Here is a 1755-nt window from a genome sequence, read left to right on the forward strand (position 1 = left end):
ACAAGGACTGTTGTTCTTTCGTCTGCAGTAAGTTCTCTAGATTGTTCCGGAGCTGTAAATAGCGGTACTTTAACAGAGGGCAGTGCAGTGAGTGGTGTAAGTTCAGTGATCTCTTATACAGGTGGTAACGGGGGATTGTATAATGCTCAGTCTGTTTCTTCAACAGGAGTAACAGGATTAACAGCTACATTGGCTTCAGGAACGTTAGCTAATGGTAATGGCAGTGTAACATATACGATTAGTGGTACGCCATCAGGATCGGGAACAGCAAGCTTTTCAATCAGTATTTGTGGCCAAAGCTGTATACTCACCAGAGAAGTCATATCATCTATTACCATTCCTTCGAGTATTACTTTGGCAGAAAACCGGAAGTATATGATAGCCTCCGTGTATGACAAGGATTACCTTCCTTATACAGTACCAACAGGAGCAGCAACGACCAATACACAGGCAGCTGATGGATCCAACGAAGTGGTAACAGTCAATGTACAGGGAACTATTACTCCATCAGGTGTAACGATTACCATACCCGTAACGGCTACAGGCAGTGGTACTTTACCAGCTTATTCTACTACAATTACCATACCTGCAGATATGACCGAAGATGGTATCAGCAGAAATCTAACGCTATCTTGGGCATCACAGGCTTACACTTCGGGAACCAAATCTATTACTGCAACCATCAAATCTATTGGTGGTACATTAAATGCTAAAAAGCTGGATGTTAATTCCGGTATTGGTAATGATGCATTGGGTGTGTTAATGGGGCAGTTTACGTACCCTTATAATAATGCTGGGAATACCACGAGCTATAGTGTAAGAGACATTGCAGGGATTCCGGACAGGATGTTTGGTGTTGCTGATAATACCGGCAATAGTGCAACCCATATGATGTTGTATTTACCGATTGTTGCAGAAGATGGAAAAGTTTGGTTAAACAACAATTTAGGGGCTCATTATGCTAATATCAATCACGCCAGTTTTGATCCGGCACAACAAGCTACGAGTTCTACCGATTATTTAGCATACGGAAGCTTCTTCCAATGGGGAAGGAAACCTGATGGACATGAATTAATTACATGGACTGGTGGGACCTTAGGAACCGCCGTAAATGGTACAACGTCCACTTTAAACAATACTCCAACTGACGCTTTATTTATTACTAATGGTGCATCACCCTTTGATTGGAGAACAACACAAGATGACACGCTTTGGGCAAGTGCTTCAAGTGCTAACAACCCATGTCCGTCAGGTTTTAGAGTACCTACGAACACAGAGTTTAATACCTTAGCGACTGCAGCTGGAATCACCAATCCTGCTACTGCTGCAAGTTCAGTTTTAAGATTTTCTGCTGCTGGTCGTCGTCAGAATTTGGGCTCCTTTTTTAGTATTGGGTTAACGGGTTTCTATTGGATTAATTCGGTAAATAGCAGTAATTCTGCAACCTGGGCTTCTTCTAATATAGGTTATATTTATCGTTCAGAAACCTCCTCTATTCGTTGTATCAAAGATTAAACTTTAGTTTCTTGTATTGAGTCTGTTGAGATATACTGAAAGGAATTGTCTTATGAATCTTTTTGCTCTTGTCTCAAGGACTAAAGCTTATGTTTTGCAAAATTGCAGATGTCTTTTTCTGCTGAATTGTTCATTAGGAGATTGTATATCTGTCAGGATAGCTTTTATATAGAAAATTTCGGAGTAAAGAATAAGGATGTCAAGGTAAATAAAAATTAATTCTATTTTTTATATGAGAAA

The 1755-nt window shown here is 40.1% G+C and carries 1 pseudogene; it reads left to right on the plus strand.

The features are described 5' to 3' along the window. Nucleotides 1-1515, plus strand: a pseudogene (locus C1634_RS25620) (FISUMP domain-containing protein); the annotation flags it as partial. Between the last annotated feature and the right edge of the window lie 240 nt (nt 1516-1755).

The sequence above is a fragment of the Chryseobacterium viscerum genome, from assembly GCF_002899945.2.
Taxonomy (GTDB): domain Bacteria; phylum Bacteroidota; class Bacteroidia; order Flavobacteriales; family Weeksellaceae; genus Chryseobacterium; species Chryseobacterium viscerum.